We start from the raw sequence: 23,344 nt of genomic DNA, 5'->3' as shown, positions 1-23,344 counted from the left end.
CATCGGGCATCAGGAGGCACGACCATGGCTTTGCACCGGATCGGCATCATCGGCCTCGGCAAGATCGCGCAGGATCAGCATCTGCCGGTCGTCAAGGCGGATCCCGATTTCCATCTCCTCGCGGTGTCGAGCCAGCGCGGGCTCACCCATGAGGATGCGCGATACACCTTCCTGGATTATCGGGACCTGCTGAAGCTGCCCGAGGTGGAGGCGGTCTCGATCTGCACGCCGCCGCAGGTCCGGCACCAGATTGCCCGCGAGGCGCTGCTTGCCGGCAAGGATGTCCTTCTGGAGAAGCCACCGGCGGCGACCTTGAGCGAGCTTGAGGATCTCAAGGACCTCGCCGCGAAGATGGGCAGGGTCGTCTTCACGACGTGGCATGCGCAGTACAACAAGGCTGTCGACGAGGCGAAGAAGGCTCTCGCCGGCTGGACGATCAAGCGGCTTCTCGTGACCTGGAAAGAGGATGTGCGGCACTGGCATCCGGGCCAGCAATGGATCTGGGAGGCCGGCGGCTTCGGCGTCTTCGATCCGGGCATCAACGCGCTGTCCATCGTCACCCGCATCATGCCGGAGCCGGTCTTCATCAAGAGCTCGACACTGGAATTCCCGGCGAACCGCGATGCGCCGATCGCCGCCAACCTGACATTCTCCATGAGTCACGGGACGGGGAACCTGCAGGCGGTGTTCGACTGGCGCCAGACCGGCCCGCAGACCTGGGACATCGAGGTCGAGACGGATGCCGGCCTGACCCTGAAACTCAGCCATGGCGGCAGCTGTCTCGAGATCGGCGGCCGCGAAGTGGTGAACGAGACGCCCGCCGAGTACCAGGCGATCTACCGTCGCTTCGACGAACTCCTGAACGCCCGCCAGTCGGAAGTGGACATCGCCCCGTTCCGCCTCGTGGCGGACGCCTTCATGATCGGCAAGCGGGTGCAGGTGGACGCGTTCGAGGATTGAGCCGGAGTCTCGGGCGGGAACATATTCGGTCGTTCCGACATGGTTTAAGGACTCGCCTACTGGGCCGCGGCAGGAAGCATTGCCGTGTCGCAATGTGGCCGTGAAGAACGTTGCTCGATCGGCGAGCCCGACAGTACGGGAGGCTGATCATGCAGCGAAATCTGACCGTGTTTGCCATCATGGCCGGGACCGTAGGACTGACCCTGGCTCATCCGACGCCTGCCTCCGCGGTGACGATGCAGGAATGCAGCGCCAAGTATAAAGCCGCCCAGACGGCCGGAACCCTTGGCTCGATGTCCTGGAATGACTTCCGCAAGGCGCAATGCGGCACGACCGCATCGGCGGCTCCGGCGGCTGCCAGTCCTTCAACTCCGGCAACGACGGGCGCCGTCGCACCCCAGAGCCGAACCAACCCGTCCGCGACACGGCCCGTAGCTCCGATGGCACGCGGCAACGCGGTGTTCCCGACCGCCGTTTCGTCGAAATACTCGACTGAATCGGCCGGCAAGGCGCGGATGCACACCTGCCTCGATCAGTACAAGGCCAACGAGACAGGAGGCGGAAACGGCAATGGCGGCCTGAAATGGATCGAGAAGGGCGGCGGCTACTACTCCCAGTGCAACGCCCGTCTCAAGGGCTAGGGATGCCCGACGACCCTCATTCCGGGCAGCCCAAGGCTTGAACCCGGAATGAGAGCGCTGCACCGTTACGCCAAGTTCTTCTTCAGGAACCCGACGGTCCGCTTCCATGCGACCTCGGCCGCGTCCTTGTCGAAGCGGGCCGCGTTGGTGTCGTTGTTGAAGGCGTGGTTGGCGCCCTCGTAGACGTAGATCTCGTAGGTCTTGCCGGACTGCTTCAGGGCCGCCTCATAGGCCGGGATGCCGGCATTGATGCGCTCGTCGAGGCTGCCGTAATGCATCATCATGGCGGCGTTGATCTTCGCCACGTCCTCAGGTTTAGGCTGGCCGCCGTAATAGGCGACGCCCGCATTGAGGTTCGGGTCGTTGACGGCGAGGGTGTTGACCGCGCCGCCGCCCCAGCAGAAGCCGATCGCGCCGACCTTGCCGTTGCCGTCCGGGCGGCTCTTCAGATAGGCCACCGCCGCCTTGCCGTAGGCGATCACATCGGGTGCTTTGAGCTGGCCGATCATGTCGCGGCCCTTGTCCTCGTCGGCGGGCGTGCCGCCCATGGGCGCGAGGTAATCGAGCCCGAGCGCGATGAAGCCCTCGGCCGCCATGCGGCGGGTGACATCCTTGATATGCGGATTGAGGCCCCGGTTCTCGTGGATGACGATCACGGCAGGCAGCTTTCCGGAAGCATCCTTCGGCTTCACGAGATAGCCCTTGAGCCCCTGCGCGCCGGGAATGTCGACGGTCTCGGCGGTGATCCGGGGATCGTTCTCTGGGATGGTCTGGGCCTGGGCGTAATTGTTCTGCAGCACCGTCAGCAGGGTCGTCGCAGCCGCCGTGCTTCCCGCGAGCGCCGCGAGGCGGTCGAGGAAGGCACGGCGGTTCATGCCGCCATGGGTGAAGTCGTCGTAGAGATCGATGATGCGCTGGTCCATGCTCTCTCCTCCCGGCGGGGTCCCGAAAGTGACGTGAGGCCCCTGTTCGTTGCCGGCGAGAGCCTAGCGCAGCCTATCGGCCGGACATACCGTCGCCGAGGCCGCTCGAGGCCGGTTTTTCCTTCACAATCCTGTGTCCGGACATCTCCGCGCCCGCCGTCGGATGCAGACGGGCGAAGATGAAGGCCGCCAGTGCCGAGATGAAAGCGACGAACCAGAAAGCGGGGCCGAAATCCCCCGCCGTGATCGTGGCGTCGCCGTTAAGGCCTGCCACGTATTCCAGCACGAAGGCGCCGACCGCGACGCCGACGCTGAGCGAGACCTGCTGCAGGGCGCTCGCCAGGCTCGTGGCGTAGCTCATCTCGCGGTTCGAGATATCCGCGTAGGCGATGGCATTGATGCTGGTGAACTGCAGCGAGCGGAAGCAGCCGCCGACCAGGAGAAGGATCATGATCAGCCAGTGGGGCGTATCGGGCGTGAAGAAGCCGTTGGCTGCCACGAAGGAGGCGCCGATGACCGCATTGATCGTCAGAACCCTGCGGAAGCCGAACCGCTCGAGGATGCGCTTCGCCATCGTCTTCATGAACAGCGCGCCCACCGCCGCGATGAAGGTGAGGGAGCCGGAGGCGAGGGGGCTGAGGCCGAAGCCCACCTGCAGCATCAGCGGCAGGAGGAAGGGGATGGCGCCAATGCCGATGCGGAACATGAAGCCGCCGGCGACGCTGATGCGGAAGGTGGGGATCTTGAGCAGGTTGAGATGCAGGACCGGATAGGGCGTGCGCCTCGCATGGAAGATGTAGAGGACGAGGCAGATCGCGCCGACGATCACGCAGCCAGCGGAGATCTCTCCCGGGATCAGGTGCCGCCCACCCGAGGCGAAGCCCAGCATCACCAGGGCGAAGCCGAAGCCTGATAGCAGGAAGCCGATGGTGTCGAGGGGCGGGGTGTCATCTTCCTTGATGTTCGGCACGAAACGCAGCGCCATCACGATCCCCAGGATGCCGATGGGAATGTTGATGAAGAAGATCCAGCGCCAGTGAAAAAATGTGGTGATGAAGCCCCCGAGCGGCGGGCCGACGATGGGGCCGACGAGGGCCGGGATCGTCAGGGTCGCGAGCGCCTGCACCACCTCGCTGCGGGGGACGCTGCGCAGGAGGACGAGGCGCCCCACCGGCACCATCATGGCCCCGCCGGCACCCTGGACGAAGCGGGCGATCACGAACCATTCGAGGGAGGTTGAGGCCGCGCAGGCCAGCGACCCCGCCATGAATACGCCGATCGCTGCGGTGAAGATCGTGCGAGCGCCGTATTTGTCCGCCATCCAGCCGGAGATCGGGATGAAGATCGCGAGGCTCACCAGATAGGAGGTGAGCGCCAGCTTGAGGGCGATCGGATCCGTCCCCAGGGTCTCCGCGATCATCGGCAGCGACGTGGAGATGACGGTCGAATCCGTATTCTCCATGAACAGGGCAGTCGCAATGATCAGCGGGAGAAGGCGGGATCGGCGCATAACTCGCAGCACTTAACCCGATGCAACCTCCTTGCAAAGGGCAAAAAGGCGCAAGGCTGGTCTTCTGCGAGCGCGCCGCTCGGCCCTTTGCGAAACGGTGCGCCCGTGCTACGGACCCGTGCCAACTCGCCAAAGCGATATTTCCTCACTCGCACACCCTTTTAGGAGTTGGTCATGGCCTCTTTAATTGCCGATAAGATCATCGAAGGACTGACCTTCGATGACGTGCTGCTCCGTCCCGGCCGCTCCGAAGTCCTGCCAGGCGACGTCGATGTAGCGACCCGGTTGACCCGGACCATCCGCCTCAACATGCCGATCGTCGCCTCCGCCATGGATACGGTCACGGAAGCCCGCATGGCCATCGCCATGGCCCAGAACGGGGGCCTGGGCGTCATCCACCGCAATCTGGAGCCGGAGGCCCAGGCCGAGCAGGTCCGCCTCGTGAAGCGCTACGAGTCGGGCATGGTGATGAACCCGATCACCATCTTCCCCGACGAGACCCTTGCCGATGCGCTCGCCATGATGAAGCATAACGGCATCTCCGGCATTCCGGTGGTCGAGCGCGGGCCGGGCGGCGCCAAGGGCAAGCTCGTCGGCATCCTGACCAACCGTGACGTGCGTTTCGCCAACAATCCCGGCCAGAAGGTCTCCGAACTGATGACCAAGGACCGGCTGATCACGGTCCGCGAGGGCGTGAGCCAGGACGAGGCCCGCCGCCTTCTGCACCAGTTCCGCATCGAGAAGCTTCTGGTCGTCGACGACCATTACCGCTGCATCGGCCTGATCACGGTGAAGGACATCGAGAAGCAGGTCGCCTATCCCAACGCCGCCAAGGACGAGCAGGGCCGTCTCCTTGTCGCCGCCGCCACCACGACGGGCGAGCAGGGCTTCGAGCGGGCCGAGCGCCTCATCGATGCGGGCTGCGACGTGGTCGTGGTCGATACCGCCCACGGCCATTCCGTGAAGGTTCTGGAGAGCGTCACCCGGGTGAAGAAGCTCTCCAACGCCGTCCAGGTGATCGCCGGCAACGTGGCGACGCGGGAAGGCGCAAAGGCGCTCATCGATGCCGGCGCGGATGCGATCAAGGTCGGCATCGGCCCCGGATCCATCTGCACCACCCGCATCGTGGCGGGCGTCGGCGTGCCCCAGCTCACCGCCATCATGGAGGCCGTCGAGGCGGCCTCCCAGGCCGACGTGCCGGTGATCGCGGACGGCGGCATCAAGTTCTCGGGCGATCTCGCCAAGGCGCTCGCCGCCGGCGCGTCCTGCGCCATGGTGGGCTCGCTGCTCGCCGGCACCGACGAGACCCCCGGCGAGGTGTTCCTCTACCAGGGCCGCTCCTACAAATCCTATCGCGGCATGGGCTCGGTCGGCGCCATGGCCCGCGGCTCGGCGGACCGCTACTTCCAGGCGGAGGTGCGCGATACCCTGAAGCTCGTGCCGGAAGGTATCGAGGGCCAGGTGGCCTACAAGGGCCCGGTCTCGGGCGTGCTGCACCAGCTCGCCGGCGGCCTGCGCGCCTCCATGGGCTATGTGGGCGCCGCGACCCTGCCGGAGTTCCAGGAAAAGGCCCAGTTCATCCGCATCACCAGCGCGGGCCTGCGCGAAAGCCACGTCCACGACGTGACGATCACGCGGGAGAGCCCTAACTATCCGACCCGCAGCTAAGCTTCAGTCGAGTACGCGTTCATGAGCATCACCTCAGTTCTCCTCCCGGTCTATGTCCAGGTCGCGCTGACCGTCGTCCTGCTGCTCTGGATGGGCAGCGCGCGGCTCGGCACGCTTCGGGCCGGGGAGGTGAAGGTCAGGGATATCGCCTTGGGCGAGCGCAACTGGCCGACCCGCATCCTGCAGATCTCGAACGCGTACCACAACCAGTTCGAGATCCCGGTGCTGTTCTACGTGCTGGTGGTGCTGGCGCTGTTCACCCGCAAGGCCGACATGCTCTTCGTGGTGATGTCGTGGATGTTCGTGACGAGCCGGCTGGTCCATGCGGCGATCCATGTCACCTCGAACAAGGTGTCCCTGCGCTTCACGGCCTTCGTGGTCGGGGTGCTGATCCTCGCCATCATGTGGATCATCTTCGGCCTCAGGGTGCTGGCGGCGGAGACGGGAGTTTGATGGACGAACGTTAAGCGTCATGGCCGGGACAAGCCCGGCCATCCCGGCAAGGTGAGGCTCGGCGCCTCTCGGATCGGGATCACCGGCACAGGGCCGGTGATGACGTGGAGTGAGTGTCCGGGTCGGACACGCGATACGAGGTCGCTAGACGCTCAGAACTTCTTGCCGCTTTCGAGCTGCGTCTTGGCGTCGGTCTGCTTCATCGGGGGCGGGGCGATATCCGCAGCCGGAGCGGTGGCGCAGGCGGCGATGGTCAGGGTCAGGCCGACGGCAACAAGGCCGCGGGTCAGTCGAGTCAACATGGAAAGTGGCTCCAAAGAGAATCGTGCGATGTGCACGGTTCCAACATCCACTTTCGAACGGGACGGAAAACAGGAAACATTATGTCGTTTCTACGGCCAAGCTTGAGTGTGCTTTTTCGATGACACCTGCAGCCCGCATCTCCGCCGCCATCGAGGTCCTTTCGGATATCGATGCCCGCCGCCGCCCGGCGACCGACGCCCTCAAGGATTGGGGCCTGTCCCATCGCTTCGCCGGCTCCAAGGACCGGGCCGCCATCGCGAGCCTCGTCTATGACGCCCTGCGCCGGAAGGCTTCCGCCGCCTGGATTATGGGGGAGGCGACGCCTCGCGCCCTCGTGCTCGGCATGCTCCGCCTGCAGCGCGGCCTGACGCCCGAGGCGGTTGCGGCGCTCTGCTCCGGCGAGCGCTTCGCGCCGGAACCGCTGTCGGCTGACGAGCGCGGGAGGCTGGACAAGGCCGACCTCAGCGGCGCGCCGGCGCCCATCGCCGGCGATTTCCCCGACTGGATCGAGCCGTCGCTCGCGCGTCTTTTCGGCGATGATCTCGTTCCCGAGATGCAGGCGCTCGCCACCCGCGCGCCGCTCGATCTCCGGGTGAACACCCTGAAGGTGTCATCCCGCGAGGAGGCGCATGATGCCCTGCCGCATCTTAACGCCATCGAGACGCCGCTCTCGCCGTTCGGCCTGCGCATCGCCCCGAGCGAGGACGGGCGCGGCCCTGCCGTGCAGTCGGAGCCCGAGTTCCTGAAGGGCTGGATCGAGATCCAGGACGAGGGCTCGCAGCTCGTGGCACTCCTCTCCGGCGCCAAGCCCGGCGAGCAGGTGGTCGATCTCTGCGCCGGCGGCGGCGGCAAGACCCTGGCGTTGGCTGCCATGATGGAGAACCACGGCCAGATCTACGCCACCGACAACGATGCCCGCCGTCTCGCTCCGATCCACGACCGCCTGACCCGCGCCGGCGTGCGCAACGTCCAAGTCCGCACCCCGCGGGCGAGGGCCGATGCAGTCACGGATCTCGACGGGCGGATGGACTGCGTCCTCGTCGATGCGCCCTGCACCGGAATCGGCACTTGGCGGCGCAACCCGGATGCGAAATGGCGTCTCCGCCCCGGCAGCCTGGAGGTTCGGCGCAACGAGCAGGCCACGGTTCTCGACCGGGCGGCGCAGCTGGTGAAGCCCGGCGGCCGGATCGTCTACATCACCTGCTCGATCCTGCCTGAGGAGAATGACGACGCGCTCTCCGCCTTCCTCGAGCGCCAGAAGGGCTTCAAGCCGGTCTCCCAGGAGGAGATGATGGGAACGAACGGGCTCGGCTTTCTCAAGGATGCCGTGCGCCGGACGGCCTATGGCCTCCAGCTGACCCCGCACAAGACCGGCACCGACGGCTTCTATGCCGCGATCCTGGTGCGAAACCCATGAAAAGCCTCATATTTCGATTGTTGTCCCGACCCGGAAAGCCGTAAGAACCCGCCATGACCCAGACCCACGACAAAATCCTCATCGTCGATTTCGGCTCCCAGGTGACCCAGCTCATCGCACGGCGCGTGCGCGAGGACGGCGTCTATTCCGAAGTGGTGCCGTTCCAGAAGGCTGCCGAGGCGATCCGGACCATGAAGCCGAAGGGCGTGATCCTGTCGGGCGGGCCGGAATCGGTCACCGTCGACACCTCGCCCCGCGCGCCGCAGGAGCTGTTCGAGACCGACCTGCCGATCTTCGGCATCTGCTACGGCCAGCAAACCATGGCGGCGCAGCTCGGCGGCGAGGTCGAGGGTGGGCATCACTCCGAATTCGGCCGCGCCGAGATCGAGATCCTCACCGAGAGCCCGCTCTTCCAGGGCGTGTGGCAGGTGGGCAAGAAGTATCCGGTCTGGATGAGCCATGGCGACCGTGTCACCAAGCTGCCGGAGGGCTTCGAGGTCCTGGCGGCCTCCGAGAACGCACCCTTCGCGGTCGTGGCCGATGAGGAGCACAGGTTCTACGGCGTGCAGTTCCACCCGGAGGTGGTGCATACGCCCCAAGGCGCGCAGCTCATTCGCAACTTCGTCCGCGACATCGCCGGCTGCAAGGGCGATTGGACCATGAAGGCCTTCCGCGAGGAGGCGATCGAACGCATCCGCGCCCAGGTCGGCAAAGGCCGGGTGATCTGCGGCCTCTCCGGCGGCGTCGATTCCGCCGTGGCGGCCGTTCTGATCCACGAGGCCATCGGCGACCAGCTCACCTGCGTCTTCGTCGATCACGGCCTGCTGCGCGCAGCCGAAGCCGAGCAGGTGGTGACGCTGTTCCGCGACCACTACAACATCCCGCTCGTCCACGTGCAGGCGCAGGACCTGTTCATCGGCGCGCTCGAGGGCGTGTCGGATCCGGAGGTCAAGCGCAAGACCATCGGCAAGCTCTTCATCGACGTGTTCGACGAGGAGGCGAAGAAGATCGGCGGCGCGGATTTCCTGGCGCAGGGCACGCTCTACCCGGACGTGATCGAGAGCGTCTCCTTCACCGGCGGTCCCTCCGTCACCATCAAGAGCCACCACAATGTGGGCGGTCTCCCCGAGCGCATGAAGATGAAGCTCGTCGAGCCCCTGCGCGAGTTGTTCAAGGACGAGGTGCGCGTGCTCGGCCGCGAGCTCGGCCTGCCCGACGCTTTCGTCGGCCGCCACCCGTTCCCCGGCCCCGGCCTCGCCATCCGCGTTCCGGGCGAGATCACCCGCGAGAAGCTGGAGATCCTGCGCAAGGCCGATGCGATCTATCTCGAAGAGATCCGCAATGCCGGCCTCTACGACGAGATCTGGCAGGCCTTCGCCGTGCTGCTGCCGGTGAAGACCGTCGGCGTCATGGGCGATGCACGCACCTACGACCATGTCTGCGCGCTGCGTGCGGTGACCTCCATCGACGGCATGACGGCGGATTTCTACCCCTTCGACATGGGTTTCCTCGGCCGGGTCGCCACTCGCATCATCAACGAGGTCAAGGGCATCAACCGCGTCACCTACGACATTACGTCGAAGCCGCCCGGCACGATCGAGTGGGAATAGATGATGGCGGCGACGCTCTACGGCATCAAGAACTGCGACACGATGAAGAAGGCGCGCGCCTGGCTCGACGCCGAGGGCGTGCCTTACGCCTTTCACGACTACAAGGTGGAAGGCATCGATCGTCCGCGGTTGGAGGCCTGGACCCGTGCGGTCGGCTGGGAGACGTTGCTCAATCGCGCAGGCACGACCTTCCGCAAGCTGCCGGACGCCGACAAGGCCGGTCTCGACGAGCATAAGGCGCTCGCGCTGATGCTCGACCAGCCCTCGATGATCAAGCGCCCGGTGCTCGATCTCGACGGAAGCCTGCTCGTCGGCTTCAAGCCGGAGGATTATGCGGAGGCGATGCGTTAGCGGCATCTCGGACAGGGGACGGAAGATGAGAGCTGCAGCCTTCGTCCTTCTCGGCGTCATGGGGGCCGGTCCGGCCCTGGCGCAAGGCGCGGAATGCTCCTTCTATTTCGGTGCCGAGAACTTTGACGCGGATGATGCGGTCGCGCTCGGGCGGATCAATGCGCTCAGCCCGCGCACAAATTTCGTGAAATCGGCTGCCATCCGGAAGGGCTGTCCGGACGGCAGTGCCGCCTGCCGGGACAAGGCCTATCTCGTTCCCGGCGACGAGGTCGTCCTCATCGGCGGCGGCGACCCATTCGTCTGCGCCAGCTTCGTCGGTGCCAAGGGGCAGACGACGGAAGGCTTTCTCCCGCGAGCGGCGGTGACGCTCGTGCCGAACCAGCCGATTGCCGCCGAGAGCTGGATCGGGCGCTGGCGCGGCAGTCCGGAGCAGGACATCGTCATCGAGAAAGGCGCCGGTCAGGACGGCTTGAAGGTCAAGGGCGATGCGACCTATGGCGCGCTCGACCCGGAGCGCGTCAAGCGCGGCGCCGTCAATCTCGGCTCGCTGGAGGGCGAGGCGCCCTTGCGCGGCGCGACCCTGTCCTTCGCCATGGGCGAAAATGGAACCATCGCCTTCGACAAGGGCGACGAATACGAGTGCAAGGTCAGGCTGCGCCGCCTCGGTCCCTATCTGCTCGTCAAGGACAACAACATGTGCGGCGGCATGAACGTCACGTTCACGGGCGTTTACCGGCGCCGCTAAAGCATCGGACCCAAAAGTGGAATCCACTTTTGGGATCAATCCGATGCTTCTTCTCTAAACGCCAATCATCCCCGGAAGAACAGCAGCGTCAGCAGCAGGAAGGTCGGGATCAGGATGCCGCCCGACCAGAGCAGATAGCCGAAGAAGCTCGGCATCTTCACGCCGCCCTCGCGGGCAATCGCATAGACCATGAAGTTGGGCGCGTTGCCGATATAGGAGTTCGCGCCCATGAACACGGCGCCGGCCGAGATCGCGGTCAGCGTCAGCGCGCCGGTCGTCATCAGCTGCGGCGCATCGCCGCCGGCGAGCTCGAAGAAGACGAGATAGGTCGGCGCGTTGTCGAGGAACGAGGACAGGCCGCCGGAGAGCCAGAAATAGGCGGCGTTGTTGGCGCTGCCGTCCGGGTTGGTCACGAGGGCGACGAGCGGCGCAAAGGCCCCGTTCGCGCCGGCCTTCAGCATGGCGAGCACCGGGATGATGGCGATGAAGATTCCGGCGAAGAGCTTTGCCACTTCCTTGATCGGGCCCCAGGAGAATCCGTTCTCCTCGCGGTTCGCCCGCGGCGTCAGTTTCAGGGAGACGATTGTCACCGCGATCATGATGAGGTCGCGCAAGGCGTTGGCCAGCTCGATCTCGATGCCGAACAGATTTGCGCGGCCGAGATCGATCGTGGCGCTCATGAGAATGGCGGCGATGATGACGAGGATCAGCACGAAATTGATGCCGCCGGTGACGCGCACCGGATTGTCGGGCGTCGGGTCCGGGCGGATGTGCCCTTCCTTCCGGTAGATCACTGAATCGGCGATGAAGAACAGGGCGAGCAGAAGCCCGCTGGCGAAAAGCGTCTCGGGCAGAAGATGCGTGGTGGTCCAGAAGAAATCCACCCCGCGCAGGAAGCCGAGGAACAGCGGCGGATCGCCGAGCGGCGTGAGCGAGCCGCCGATGTTGGACACCAGGAAGATGAAGAAGACGATCACGTGCACATTGTGCCGCCGGTCGTCGTTGGCGCGCATCACGGGGCGGATCATCACCATGGAGGCGCCCGTCGTGCCGATGAAGCTCGCAAGCACCGTGCCGATGGCGAGCAGGATCGTGTTGGTGCCCGGCGCGCCGTGGATGTTGCCGCGCACGAGAATGCCGCCGGCCACGGTGAAAAGGGCGAGCAGCAGCAGGATGAAGGGGAGGTATTCGAGCAGCGCCGTATGGGCGAGGGCGTGAAACGCGGTCGCCGGCCCGAAGGCGAGCGCCATGGGAACGAGCACCAGCAGGCCCCACAGGGCTGCGATCTTGCCCTGATGATGCTCCCAGGCATGCGGCGCGAGGAGCGGGAAGAGGGCGATGGACAGCAGGATGCCGGCGAAAGGCAGGGCCCAGGCGGCGCCGAGGCTGGCCCCGTCGAACTCCGCTGCGAGAGCAGCCTGAGGCAACAGGGTCAGGGCTGCAGCCAGCGTGACGCTCACGATGCGAAGCATGTCTTCGTTTCCCCCTCGGGCTGCCGATCCGACCGGCTGTTCTTTTTCTGATGACGCAGCGGTTTTATGGGAAGGATCACTCCGCCGCAATCGCTGGTCCGGCTTTCAAACGAAAGGCGGGCTCAGCGGCCCGCCTTTGCAGTGTTTCGCGCCTGCCGCCCTTACTGAATCTTCGGCGGTTCGTCGAAGTTCAGGCCGGGGAGACCGGGGAGGCCGCCCGGTTCGCTGCCGGGAGCGCCGAGGCCGGGGACGAGGAGCTCGTCGAGCTTCTTCTGCACCGCGGCCGGGTCGACCACAGGACCCGCCGCCTTGTAGTGCATCACGATCTGCGGGAACAGGATCACGATACCCACCATGATCAGCTGGATGATCACGAAGGGAACGGCGCCCCAGTAGATCTGGCCCGTGGTCACCGGCTCCATCTTCTTGCCCGTCAAGCGGTCGATATAAGGCACCTTGGGTGCCACCGAGCGCAGGAAGAACAGAGCGAAGCCGAAGGGCGGGTGCATGAACGAGGTCTGCATGTTCACGCCGAGCATCACGCCGAACCAGATCAGGTCGATGCCGAGCTTGTCGGCGGCGGGCCCGAGGAGCGGGATGATGATGAAGGCGAGCTCGAAGTAATCGAGGAAGAAGGCCAGGAAGAACACCAGGACGTTCACGAAGACCAGGAAGCCGACCTGTCCGCCCGGAAGCGATGTGAGCAGGTGCTCGACCCAGATGTGGCCGTTCACGCCGTAGAAGGTGAGCGAGAACACGCGGGCGCCGATCAGGATGAACAGCACGAAGGCCGAGAGCTTCGCGGTCGCTTCCGTCGCTTGGCGCACCAGCGTCCAGTTGAAGCGCGACGGGTTGTTGTCGAGCTTGCGCTTGATGGCGGCCAGGATCACCGAGCCGAGCGCGCCCATGGCGCCGCCTTCGGTCGGCGTGGCAAGGCCGATGAAGATGGTGCCGAGCACGAGGAAGATGAGCAGGAGCGGGGGCACCATGACGAAGGTGACCTGCTGCGCCATGTTGGACATGAGACGCAGGCCGGTGAAGCGCTCGACGAGACCGACGATCAGGGCGTAGATCGCACCGGCGAGGATCATCTCCATGGCGAGCGCGAGAGCTTCCCGGCCCTGGTTGTGGAAGACCACGTAGAGACCGATGAGCGCGGCGACCAGCACGGCCGAGATGGCGATGCGCTTGGCGCCGAGCATCTTGTTCATCAGGGCGCAGATGAGCGCCACCACGGTCGCGACGCAGATCGTCAGGATGACGAAATCGGCGCCGGCCTTGGTGTTGGTCTGCGAGAGCACGTAGTAGCCGACGAGGCCGGAGAACACGACCAGGATGCCGAGCTGCCACACGCCGCGCGCGCCGTCCGGCTCGCGATAGCCGATCGCTTCCGGCGGAAGGCCGGGGGCCGATTTCGGGAAGAGGATCGACATCAGCATGACGTAGCCGGCGTAAAGGCCGGTGAGGATCAGGCCGGGCAGGAAAGCGCCCTCGTACATGTCGCCCACCGAGCGGCCGAGCTGGTCGGCCATGACGATGAGGACGAGAGAGGGCGGGATGATCTGAGCGAGCGTGCCGGAGGCCGCGATCACGCCGGAGGCGAGGCGGCGGTCATAGCCGTAGCGCAGCATGATCGGAAGGGAGATGAGGCCCATCGAGATCACCGAGGCCGCCACGACGCCCGTGGTGGCTGCGAGCAGCGCGCCCACGAAGATCACCGCATAGGCAAGGCCGCCGCGCACCGGACCGAAGAGCTGGCCGATAGTATCGAGCAGGTCCTCCGCCATGCCGGAGCGTTCCAGCACCAATCCCATGAAGGTGAAGAATGGAATCGCCAGCAGCACTTCGTTCGACATGGTGCCGAAGATGCGGTCGGGCAGGGCCTGCAGGAACGGCCAGGAGAGGGTGATGGTCTCGGGCGCGAGCGGAGCGAGCTCCACCGCGATGAAGAAGAACAAAAGGCCGTTGGCCGCCAGGGCGAAGGCGACCGGGTAGCCGAGGAGGAGGAAGACCACGAGCGCCGCGAACATGATCGGCGCGAGGTTCTGGGCAATCAATGCAGCCATTGATGAAAACTCCGGAAAACTTGGAACAGCGCCGAACGATCAGCTCACGCCGTCGCCGGGCGGTGTTGCGCCGGTGCCGGGGGTGTTGACGGTGCCGATGTCATGGATGAGGCGCTCGGCCTCGGCTTCGACGCTGTGGCCGCCTGCTTCCTCATCGACGAGCTTGCCCTGCATGATCGCGACGCGCTTGATCAGCTCGCTCAGCCCTTGGAAGAACATCGAGATGAAGCCGAGCAGGATGAGGCCCTTGGCGGGCCAGATCAGCAGGCCGCCTGCATTCGAAGAGACCTCGCCCGACCGAAAGGAACTCATGAAGAAGGGGATGCACAGATAGAGCAGCAGCGTCACGAAGGGGAGCAGGAAGAAAAGATGTCCGAACACGTCGATCCCGTCCCGCGCACGCTTCTTGAGCCTGCTCGAGATGATATCGATGCGAATGTGCTCGTTCGATCTCAGCGTCCAGGCGGCGCAGAGCATGAACACGGCACCGAAAAGGTACCATTGCAGCTCGAGCCAGGCATTGGACGAGACGCCGAAGATGCGCCGGATGATGGCATTGATCGCCGAGACCAGGACGGCCACCACGATGGCCCAGGCAGCCACTTTGCCGACGCGTTCGTTGATCGAATCGATGACGCGGGATAGCCCAAGAAGTGCCGTCACCTGTCCCCCCTTAGAACCTGTTGGTTGACTATTGCAGCCTAGCTAAACCGACTTGGACCGGCGTCGCCAGAGCCGTTTTAGTCTAAAGCAAGGTTTGGCGCTCAGTAGCGGGGAAATTTTTATGCTGCAAGATATCCCTTTGTTAAAAGTTTAGGCAGCCCAGACCTTTGCAGGGGTTAGGAAACTTGCGGTAGGAACATCCTGGGGCAGGCGTCGAGACGTCTCCCAGCATTGTTCCGATTGGTTTTCCAGTTTGGAATGGTTATAAGTTCCTATCCTCGGGAGGCCTTCTCAGTGACGCTGCTCATCCTCGGCCTTGTCGTCGTTCTCGGCGTGCATTGCTTCAGCATGGTCAGGGGTAGCCGGGCAGCTCTCATTACGCGGGTCGGGGAGGGACCGTACAAGGGGATCTATTCCCTGCTCTCCATGGTCGGCATCGTGCTCATTGCCGTCGGTTACGGCCAGTATCGGGCGGGAGGCTACATCCCGGTCTGGGATCCGCCGGTCTGGACCCGCCATCTGGCGCTGCTCCTGGTCTGGATCGCCTTCGTCTGCGTTGCGGCGGCCTATCTGCCGGGACGCATCAAGGCCCGGCTGAAGCACCCGATGCTCGCCGGCGTGAAGATCTGGGCGCTCGCCCATCTCCTCGCGAACGGCGATCTCGGCTCGATCCTGCTTTTCGGCTCCATCCTCGCCTGGGCGGTCGCCGCCCGCATCAGCGTCAAGCGGCGAGACGTGGCGGCCCAGCACGGCGGAACGGCTGCGCCGGCGGGCTGGCGCAACGACATTCTGGCCGTGGTCGTCGGCACGGCGATCTATCTCGTCTTCCTCTTCTGGCTCCATCCCTGGCTGATCGGCGTGCCGGCGCTGCCGGTGCGGGCATGAAGCCTCTCGCCTTGCGGGGGAGCCTGTGCTAGCGCATCGAGCGGAAAAGTGGGTCCGGTTTTCCGCGCAAATCGATGCGCTCATCCATGGTGAAGCATCGGATGGTCCCAAAAGTGGGTTCCACTTTTGGGTCCGATGCTTTAACGACCTGCTTCGATTGCAGGAGGCGGCCGCCAAGCCGCATGAGTGAGATTATGGCCCCGAACGACGAGTTCATTCGCGAAGTCGATGAGGAATACCGCCGCGACAAGATCGCCCAGATCTGGAAGCGCTACAACGGCATCATCGTCGGCGTTGTTGTCCTGATCGTCGCCTCCGTCGGCGGCTGGCGCTTCTGGCAGCATATGCAGGAGACCCGCGCGCAGGAGGCTGCGACCCGTTACGAGGAAGCCCTGCGCCTCTCCTCCGAGGACAAGGGGCAGGAGGCGCAGGCCGCCTTCGAGAACGTCGTGAAGGAAGATGGCAGCACGGGCTATGCCATGCTCGCGCGCTTCCGCCTCGCCGGCGAACTCGGCCAGCAGAGCGCGGAGAACGGCGCCTCGGCCTTCGATGCGCTTGCCAACGACGCCTCGGTGCCCGCGCTCTGGAAGGACCTTGCGCGCCTTCGCGCCGCCTGGCTGCGCCTCGACACGGCTGAAGCCCCCGCCCTGCGGCAGGCGGTCGAACCGCTCGCGGTACCCACCAATGCCTGGCGCCATTCCGCTCGGGAACTCTTAGGCTTGTCCGGCCTTAAGGCCGGTGACATGGATTATGCCGGCCGCTGGTTCGACCAGATCGCCGCCGATCGCGAGACGCCGTCCTCCCTGAGGCAGCGCCTTGCCGTCTATACTGCGCTCGTGGCGGGCGGTCCGGTTCAGGCGACGCAGTAGTAGGATAGATAGGACAGGACATGACGGCGACCGTCGCCATTGTCGGGCGGCCGAATGTCGGCAAATCGACTCTCTTCAATCGTCTCGTCGGCAAGAAGCTGGCGCTTGTGGACGACCGGCCGGGTGTGACCCGCGACCGGCGCGAGGGCGAGGCCAAGCTCGGCGATCTCGAATTCCGCATCGTCGACACCGCGGGCCTGGAAGAGGCGACGGAGGAGTCGCTCCTCGGCCGCATGCGTGCGCAGACGGAGGCCGCCATCGGTGATGCCGATGTCATCCTCTTCGTGATCGATGCCCGCGTCGGGATCCTGCCCGCCGACCGCCCCTTCGCCGAGATGGTGCGCCGGTCGGGCAAGCCCGTGATCCTCGTCGCCAACAAGGCCGAGGGCGGCGCCGGCATGGCAGGCGCCTACGATGCCTTCTCGCTGGGCCTGGGCGATCCGATTCCGTTTTCGGCCGAGCATGGCGAGGGACTGGCGGACCTCTTCGAGGCCCTGATGCCCTTCTTCCCCGATCCCAACGAGGACGAGGAGGAAGAGGACGACCCGAACAAGCCGCTTCAGGTCGCCATCGTCGGACGCCCCAATGCGGGCAAGTCGACGCTCATCAACCGCATGGTCGGCGAGGACCGCCTGCTGACCGGCCCCGAGGCCGGCATCACCCGCGATTCCATCTCCCTCGATTGGGAATGGCGCGGGCGCGAGATCAAGCTCTTCGACACGGCGGGCCTGCGCAAGCGCGCCCGGGTCGAGGACAAGCTCGAAAAGCTCTCGGTCGCCGATGCCCTGCGCGCCGTGCGCTTCGCCGAGGTGGTGGTGGTGCTGCTCGACGCCACGATCCCGTTCGAGAAGCAGGACCTGTCCATCGTCGATCTGGTGGAGCAGGAGGGCCGCGCCCTCGTCATCGGCCTCAACAAATGGGATCTCGTCGCCGACCAGAAAGGCCTCCTCGCGGATCTGAAGGAAAAGGCCTCCCGCCTGCTGCCGCAGGTGCGCGGCGCGCCGGTCGTTCCCCTGTCGGGACTCGCCGGCAGCGGCATCGACCCGCTCATGAAGGCGGTGCTCCACGTCTACGAGAAGTGGAACACCCGCATCTCGACGGCGCGGCTCAACCAATGGCTCTCGGAGGCCATCGAGGCCAACCCGCCGCCGGCCGTTTCGGGACGCCGGATCAAGATCCGCTACATGACGCAGATCAAGGCGCGTCCGCCCCATTTCGCGGTCTTCGGCAACCAGCTCGACGCCCTGCCGAAAAGCTACACCCGCTACCTCGTCAACAACATCCGCGAAGCCTTCGACCTTCCGGGCACGCCCATCCGAGTCTCGCTGCGCACGGGCGAAAACCCGTTCGACAAGGGACGGAAGTAGGCTCTCAAATCCTCCACGTCATGGCCGGCCTTGTCCCGGCCATCCCGATACCGAGAAGCGCAGCGCGCTTGGCATCGCGCCCTTGGCATCGGGATCACCGGCACAAGGCCGGTGATGACGTGATGGAGGTTATCTTCACTCTCACCGATACCCCGAAGCCTGCAGCTCGAAGAGCTCCGCGTAACGACCGCCTGAGGCGACGAGGTCCTCGTGCGCGCCGGCTTCCGCCACTTGTCCATTCTCCAAAACGAGAATCCGGTCGGCCATGCGCACGGTCGAGAAGCGGTGCGAGATCAGGATCGCGGTCTTGCCGCGGCTGAGATCGCGGAAGCGCTGGAACACCTCGTATTCCGCGCGGGCATCGAGGGCGGCAGTGGGCTCGTCGAGGATGAGCACGTCGGCCTCGCGCATGTACGCTCGCGCAATCGCGATCTTCTGCCACTCGCCGCCGGACAGATCCGCACCTTCGTTGAAGCGCTTTCCGAGCGGCTGGTCGTATCCTTTAGGCAGGCGGGCGATCACCGGGTCGGCGAGGCTGCGCTCCGCCGCCGAGCGGATGCGGCCGCGATCCGCCGACGCCTCGATCCGGCCCGCGCCGATGTTCTCGGCGGCCGTGAAGTGGAAGCGGACGAAGTCCTGGAAGATCACGCCGATCTCGCTTCTGAGTTCGGTGAGGTCGTAGTCGCGCAGGTCCCGGCCATCGAGCAGGATGCGCCCCTCGGTCGGGTCGTAGAGCCGGGCGATCAGCTTCACGATGGTGGTCTTACCGGCGCCGTTCTCGCCGACGAGGGCGACGACCTCTCCGGGCCGGATCGTCAGGTTGAGATGGCGCACTGCCCATTGCGCGGAATCCGGATAGCGGAAGCCGACATTCTCGAAGGTGATGCCCGACCGCATGGGCCGCGGAAACGGCAGCGCGTTCGGCTGCGAGGCGATCGTGGGTTCGATCTCGAAGAACGAGAACAGGTCGTCGAGATAGAGCGCCTGTCCGGCGACCTGCGAGAAGCCGAGGAGCAGATCCTCGAGCAGGCTGCGCAGCCTCAGGAAGGAGCCTGCCAGGAAGGTCAGGTCGCCGATGCTGAAATCGCCGCGGACCGTGCGCCACACCACGAGCGCATAGGCGAGGTAATAGGCGAGCGACGCCAAGGCCGCGAAGAGCCCGCCCCAGACGGCGCGGCGGATCGCGAGTTGCCGGTTGTCGCCGTACATGCGCTCGGCGAAGCGGCTGAACCGCTCGACCAGGAAGCCGTTCAGCCCGAACAGCTTGATCTCTTTCGCGGTCTCGACGCTGGAGCCGAGATAGCGGATGTAGTCGAGCTGGCGCCGCTCGGGCGTGCGAAAGTAGTTGAGCCGGTACCCTTGGGCGTTGAAATGCACCTCGCCGAGAAAGGCCGGCAGCAGGGCGAGCACGATGAGCCCGAGGAGCCACGGCGCATAGGCCGCAAGCCCAGCCGCAAGGGACAGGATGGTGAGCACGTCCTGAACCTGGCCGAAGAGGAGGGTCAGAAGCGTGGTCCGGCCGGTCACCTGCCGCCGCGCCCGGTCGAGCCGGTCCTGCTGGTCGCTGCTCTCGAATTGTTCGAGATCGAGCATCGCCGCACGCGCCATCAGGCGCACGCTGGCGAAATTGCTGTAGCGCTCGGCGAGCAGGCTGTCGACGAGCGCGCTCGCCCGGCCGAGAAGGTCCGCCGCGATGGCAAGCGCGGCCTCCAGCACGACGAGCGCACCCAGCAGGTTGAGCCGGCCGCTCGCCACCCAGTCACTGATCGTCGGGCCGGCCGAGGCCATTTGGGTCTGGGCGACGACCTCGTCGATGATGAGCTTGCCCACATAGAGCATGAGGATGGGCACGACCGCCCGGACGAGCCGCAGACCGAGGCTCGATGCGGTCAGCGCCGGGCTCGCCTGCCACACCAGACGGAAGAGCGCGGGGATGTGACGGAGAGCGCCGACCCGTTCGCGGAGGGAGAGGTTCGGCACGAGAGCTGCATGGACCATGCCCTAAAGATGGGATGCGCAGGCCCGCCCGTCGAGGCGCTGCCCCTGTTGCTAGCGCGCCTGCGCCGCGTGGGGCTTCGCGAAATGCTTGGCGCCGGCGACGCAGGCGATCACGGCGACGTTGACCGCGATCATCGCCCAGCCGATGGTTTCCTTCAGAAGCAGGGCCGCCAGGATCAGGCCGAAGAAGGGCTGCAGCAATTGCAGCTGCGCGACGCCGGCGACGCCGCCGAGCGCGAGGCCGCGATACCAGAAGACGAAGCCGATCAGCATGGAGAACAGGGAGACATAGGCAAGGCCCCACCAGGCCGGCATGCCGATGCCGCTCCATGTGCCGGGAAGGTTGAGCAGCATGAGACCGGCGGTCAGCGGCAGGGAGAGAACCAGCGCCCAGGAGATGACCTGCCAGCCGCCGAGCGTGCGGGCGAGCTTCGCGCCCTCCGCGTAACCGAGCCCGCACAGGACGATGGCGGCGAGCATGAGCAGGCTGCCGACGGGAGAGATCGAGGAGCCCTGGAGCAGGGCGAAGCCGGCGACGAAGGCCGCGCCTAACCCTGAGAACAGCCAGAAGGCACGCTGCGGCCGCTCCCCGCCGCGCAGGATCCCGAAGGCGGCCGTGGCGAGCGGCAGGAGGCCGACGAATAGGATGGAATTTGCCGTGGTGATGTGCTGCAGGGCGAGTGCCGTCAGCAGCGGGAAGCCGATCACCACGCCCAGCGAGACGACGGCGAGCGATGCCAGCTCGCTGCGGGCGGGAGGCTTCTGACGCAGGGCCAGGAGCAGCGCCAGGCCGAGAAGGCCGGCGATCGTCGCCCGCGCCAGCGTCAGGAACAGCGGATCGATGTCGAGCACGGCGACACGGGTCGCCGGCAGGGAGCCGCTGAAGATCAGCACTCCGATGAAACCGCTGATCCAGCCTTCCGTCGTCCTGTCCATGCATCGCTCCCTCGATGCTCTCATTTCGCCCGGGTGGCCTGGAAAAACCAGAGACAGTCAGGTACAGTTTGCCCGAACTGTCATGGAGCGATGGGCAGTACAGTGGACGATTTCTCGGATCTCGCCTCACATGGAACGCTCGTCGAGCGCGTCATGGATTCGGTCCGCCGGCAGATCGCCGGCCGGTCGCTCGCCCAGGGTGGGAAGCTGCCGTCCATCCGGGCGCTTGCGGGCACCATGCAGGTGTCGAAATCGACCGTGGTGGAGGCCTATGAAAGGCTCGCCGCCGAGGGCGTCATCCGTTCCCGGCCCGGCTCTGGCTTCTACAGCGCCGCGCCATCGGCGCCGCTGTCGCTCGCCGAACTCGCGCCGAGGCTCGACCGGGCGATCGACCCCTTATGGGTCTCGCGGCTCTCCCTCGAGACGCAGCCCGAGGCATCGAAGCCCGGCTGTGGGTGGCTGCCGGCGAGCTGGATGCCGGAGGAAGAGATCCGGCGTGGCCTGCGCGGCCTTTCACGCATGAGGGATGAGACCGCGCTGACCGATTACGGCACGCCGCTCGGCCTTGCCGCCTTGCGCCAGCTCCTGTCGCGGCGGATGGCCGAGCAGGGGTTTCAGGCTGCCCCCGACCGTATCCTGCTGACGGATTCCGGCACCCAGGCGATCGATCTCGTGTGCCGGCTGCTGGTGAAGCCCGGTGACGCGGTCCTGGTGGACGATCCCTGCTACTTCAATTTCCTCGCCCTGCTGCGCGCCCACCGCGTGACGGTGATCGGCGTGCCCTACACGCCGGGCGGGCCAGATCTGGAAAAATTCGAGCAGGCGCTCGCGGCGCATCGGCCCGGCCTCTACATCACCAATTCCGGCCTCCACAATCCCACGGGGGCGAGCCTGTCCATCGCCACGGCGCATCGCGTCCTGAAACTGGCGGAGCAATATGGGCTCACCATCGTCGAGGACGACATCTTTGCCGATTTCGAGACCGAGCCGGCGCCGCGCCTCGCCGCCCTCGACGGGCTCGAGCGCGTGGTGCGGATCGGCAGCTTTTCCAAAACCCTTTCGGCCTCCTTCCGCTGCGGCTACGTCGCCGCGCGGCCGGACTGGATCGAGACGCTCACCGACTTCCGGATCGCCACCGGCTTTTCCAGCAGCCGGATGTCGGAGGAGCTCGTTTTCGCCGTGCTCGGCTCGAGCGGCTATCGCAAGCACCTGGAGACGCTGAAAGCCCGCCTCGCCAAAGCCATGACCACAACGATCCCGCGTCTTCGGGCGCTCGGCATCGAGCCCTGGATCGTGCCGAAGGGCGGCATGCTTCTCTGGTGCCGCCTCCCGCACGATCTCGCCGCCGCCGACGTCGCCCGCCACGCGCTTGCCGACAACCTCGTCCTCGCCCCCGGCAACGTCTTCAGCCCCTCGCAATCGGCCGGAAGCCACATGCGCTTCAACGTCGCCCAATCCGCGGACGAACGAGTGTTCGGGGTGCTGGAGGGGGCGATGAAGCGGGCGGCGAGGGGGTGATGCACCGTTCGCAACCCCACCGTGATGGCCGCACTCGTTGCAGCGGTCCACGTCTTGGGAACCACCACGCTGCTTAAGACGTGGGTCCCCGGAACAAGTCCGGGGATGACGAGGGTAGTCAGTCGTCTCTCACTTGCCGCCCAGGAGGGTATGAAGGGAGATGCTGGGGATGCCGAGGCTCCATTCGCAGGCCACTCCGTCGTTGTCCCCGTCGAGATGGGGCCAATACCCTGGATAGCCGCGCGTGGCCGGTGCGAGGCCCTCTGCGCGGGCCGCCTCGCAGCTTCTGCGAGCAGCGATGTGCTTCGCACGGATCTCGGCAGGCCAAGCGCTCGGCGGAGGTGGCGGGGGCAGGGGCTCGAGGTTCAGCATGCGCCAGCCGAGAAGGCCAAGGCCGGTGACGATCAGGCACCAAACGGTTACTTGGCCGGGATGTTGGCGTATGCGGCGGATGCGTGTGCGTCGCGCTTCGTCTGTCTTGTGTCGAGCCACGAGCGCTTTGTAGCGGCGAAACTCATCGGCGGGATCGTCCCTCGCAAAGACTCGCCAGTCTTTAGGCAGTTTCGCCATGTGTCTCCTATCGCTCATATCTGTTATTACATGGCGTAAGATCCTTTGCTATGGTCGCCTTGATACGTCATCACCTCTCCGGAGTTGATCCGTCTGTTGGTGCCAATGCGGTGAAGCGCGGCACTTCTTCCATCGTCATCCCCCGGACTCGTTCTGGGGACCTCGATTCCATAGGCGCCACGCTCGCCGTGACCGGACCGGGAATGACACCCGCGCCGTCATGCCCGGGCTTGTCCCGGGCACCCACGTCTTAAGCAGCGTGGTGGTTCCCAAGACGTGGGTGGCCGCACCAAGTGCGGCCATGACGGCGCGGGGATGAGGGGTGATGAGGCGAGGTAAGGTGTGATGTTATGTTCTCACTTTGTTCTTGACATCATTCCCAATCTTGGCTATATCGTTGCCTCAAGACCTGCCTCTGA

General features: G+C 65.5%; 21 protein-coding genes. 12 read left to right on the top strand and 9 right to left on the bottom strand.

Annotated elements, in window-relative coordinates; translation table 11 throughout:
- The first annotated feature begins 24 nt into the window (after nt 1-24).
- Nucleotides 25-960 (top strand): Gfo/Idh/MocA family protein, encoded by a 936-nt coding sequence (locus JKL46_RS08495; protein ID WP_201831850.1) that lies wholly within the window; start codon nt 25-27, stop codon nt 958-960.
- 149 nt (nt 961-1,109) lie between these two features.
- On the top strand, nt 1,110-1,601 hold the full coding sequence (locus JKL46_RS08490; protein ID WP_201831848.1) for a hypothetical protein: 492 nt from the start codon (nt 1,110-1,112) through the stop codon (nt 1,599-1,601).
- Nucleotides 1,602-1,666: 65 nt separating this feature from the next.
- Here the strand turns inward: JKL46_RS08490 and JKL46_RS08485 are convergent, their stop codons facing one another.
- Together JKL46_RS08485 and JKL46_RS08480 are read right to left on the bottom strand one after the other, a co-directional pair.
- The gene (locus JKL46_RS08485) at nt 1,667-2,524 is read right to left on the bottom strand and encodes a dienelactone hydrolase family protein (protein WP_201831846.1); all 858 of its coding nucleotides are present in this window, start codon (nt 2,522-2,524) and stop codon (nt 1,667-1,669) included.
- 73 nt (nt 2,525-2,597) lie between these two features.
- Nucleotides 2,598-4,034 (bottom strand): DHA2 family efflux MFS transporter permease subunit, encoded by a 1,437-nt coding sequence (locus JKL46_RS08480; protein WP_201831844.1) that lies wholly within the window; start codon nt 4,032-4,034, stop codon nt 2,598-2,600.
- Nucleotides 4,035-4,208: 174 nt separating this feature from the next.
- Between JKL46_RS08480 and guaB the strand changes: the two genes are divergently transcribed.
- Together guaB and JKL46_RS08470 are read left to right on the top strand one after the other, a co-directional pair.
- Nucleotides 4,209-5,702, top strand: coding sequence for an IMP dehydrogenase (guaB, locus tag JKL46_RS08475; protein WP_201831837.1), 1,494 nt, complete (start codon nt 4,209-4,211; stop codon nt 5,700-5,702).
- A 21-nt stretch (nt 5,703-5,723) separates the two neighbouring features.
- Nucleotides 5,724-6,155 carry an MAPEG family protein gene (locus tag JKL46_RS08470; protein ID WP_201831832.1) on the top strand — a complete coding sequence of 144 codons (432 nt, stop codon included), beginning with the start codon at nt 5,724-5,726 and terminating at the stop codon, nt 6,153-6,155.
- 152 nt (nt 6,156-6,307) lie between these two features.
- Here JKL46_RS08470 and JKL46_RS08465 read toward each other — a convergent pair whose 3' ends face one another.
- Nucleotides 6,308-6,457, bottom strand: a complete 150-nt coding sequence (locus tag JKL46_RS08465) for a hypothetical protein (RefSeq protein WP_173909496.1) — start codon at nt 6,455-6,457, stop codon at nt 6,308-6,310.
- Between the two features lie 119 nt (nt 6,458-6,576).
- On the opposite strand from JKL46_RS08465, the gene JKL46_RS08460 reads away from it, so the two are divergent.
- The 4 genes from JKL46_RS08460 to JKL46_RS08445 are packed head-to-tail and all read left to right on the top strand — an operon-like array spanning nt 6,577 to nt 10,581.
- Nucleotides 6,577-7,875, top strand: coding sequence for an RsmB/NOP family class I SAM-dependent RNA methyltransferase (locus tag JKL46_RS08460; RefSeq protein ID WP_201831830.1), 1,299 nt, complete (start codon nt 6,577-6,579; stop codon nt 7,873-7,875).
- Between the two features lie 53 nt (nt 7,876-7,928).
- Nucleotides 7,929-9,485, top strand: coding sequence for a glutamine-hydrolyzing GMP synthase (guaA, locus tag JKL46_RS08455; RefSeq protein ID WP_201831828.1), 1,557 nt, complete (start codon nt 7,929-7,931; stop codon nt 9,483-9,485).
- A gap of 3 nt (nt 9,486-9,488) precedes the next feature.
- Entirely contained in the window at nt 9,489-9,836 is a 348-nt protein-coding gene (locus JKL46_RS08450; protein ID WP_201832131.1) for an ArsC family reductase, read from the top strand.
- Nucleotides 9,837-9,861: 25 nt separating this feature from the next.
- Nucleotides 9,862-10,581 (top strand): hypothetical protein, encoded by a 720-nt coding sequence (locus JKL46_RS08445; RefSeq protein WP_201831820.1) that lies wholly within the window; start codon nt 9,862-9,864, stop codon nt 10,579-10,581.
- A 65-nt stretch (nt 10,582-10,646) separates the two neighbouring features.
- Here the strand turns inward: JKL46_RS08445 and JKL46_RS08440 are convergent, their stop codons facing one another.
- From JKL46_RS08440 to JKL46_RS08430, 3 genes are all read right to left on the bottom strand, one after another.
- The gene (locus JKL46_RS08440; RefSeq protein WP_201831819.1) at nt 10,647-12,053 is read right to left on the bottom strand and encodes a sodium:proton antiporter; all 1,407 of its coding nucleotides are present in this window, start codon (nt 12,051-12,053) and stop codon (nt 10,647-10,649) included.
- A 161-nt stretch (nt 12,054-12,214) separates the two neighbouring features.
- On the bottom strand, nt 12,215-14,119 hold the full coding sequence (locus JKL46_RS08435) for a TRAP transporter large permease (protein WP_201831817.1): 1,905 nt from the start codon (nt 14,117-14,119) through the stop codon (nt 12,215-12,217).
- Nucleotides 14,120-14,158: 39 nt separating this feature from the next.
- Nucleotides 14,159-14,782 (bottom strand): TRAP transporter small permease subunit, encoded by a 624-nt coding sequence (locus JKL46_RS08430; RefSeq protein WP_201831816.1) that lies wholly within the window; start codon nt 14,780-14,782, stop codon nt 14,159-14,161.
- A gap of 294 nt (nt 14,783-15,076) precedes the next feature.
- Here JKL46_RS08430 and JKL46_RS08425 point away from each other — a divergent pair, with 294 nt between their 5' ends.
- The 3 genes from JKL46_RS08425 to der all read left to right on the top strand — a co-directional run bounded on the left by JKL46_RS08425 (nt 15,077) and on the right by der (nt 17,903).
- Nucleotides 15,077-15,667, top strand: coding sequence for an NnrU family protein (locus JKL46_RS08425; RefSeq protein WP_201831815.1), 591 nt, complete (start codon nt 15,077-15,079; stop codon nt 15,665-15,667).
- Between the two features lie 194 nt (nt 15,668-15,861).
- A complete protein-coding gene (locus JKL46_RS08420) occupies nt 15,862-16,536 on the top strand; it encodes a tetratricopeptide repeat protein (protein WP_201832130.1) in 675 nt (224 codons plus the stop codon).
- Nucleotides 16,537-16,556: 20 nt separating this feature from the next.
- Nucleotides 16,557-17,903, top strand: a complete 1,347-nt coding sequence (der, locus tag JKL46_RS08415) for a ribosome biogenesis GTPase Der (protein ID WP_201831814.1) — start codon at nt 16,557-16,559, stop codon at nt 17,901-17,903.
- Between the two features lie 141 nt (nt 17,904-18,044).
- On the opposite strand, the gene JKL46_RS08410 is transcribed toward der, so the two are convergent.
- Together JKL46_RS08410 and JKL46_RS08405 are read right to left on the bottom strand one after the other, a co-directional pair.
- On the bottom strand, nt 18,045-19,901 hold the full coding sequence (locus tag JKL46_RS08410) for an ABC transporter ATP-binding protein (RefSeq protein WP_201831813.1): 1,857 nt from the start codon (nt 19,899-19,901) through the stop codon (nt 18,045-18,047).
- 51 nt (nt 19,902-19,952) lie between these two features.
- Entirely contained in the window at nt 19,953-20,837 is an 885-nt protein-coding gene (locus tag JKL46_RS08405) for a DMT family transporter (RefSeq protein ID WP_201831812.1), read from the bottom strand.
- 90 nt (nt 20,838-20,927) lie between these two features.
- Between JKL46_RS08405 and JKL46_RS08400 the strand changes: the two genes are divergently transcribed.
- Nucleotides 20,928-22,355 (top strand): aminotransferase-like domain-containing protein, encoded by a 1,428-nt coding sequence (locus JKL46_RS08400; protein ID WP_201831811.1) that lies wholly within the window; start codon nt 20,928-20,930, stop codon nt 22,353-22,355.
- A gap of 129 nt (nt 22,356-22,484) precedes the next feature.
- Here JKL46_RS08400 and JKL46_RS35410 read toward each other — a convergent pair whose 3' ends face one another.
- Entirely contained in the window at nt 22,485-22,925 is a 441-nt protein-coding gene (locus tag JKL46_RS35410; RefSeq protein WP_246529211.1) for an excalibur calcium-binding domain-containing protein, read from the bottom strand.
- Nucleotides 22,926-23,344: the final 419 nt, after the last annotated feature.

Source organism: Microvirga zambiensis WSM3693, assembly GCF_016735695.1.
Classification (GTDB): Bacteria; Pseudomonadota; Alphaproteobacteria; order Rhizobiales; family Beijerinckiaceae; genus Microvirga; species Microvirga zambiensis.
The sequence above is the reverse complement of the archived record's forward strand: the minus strand, read 5'-3'. Positions and strand labels throughout refer to the sequence as shown.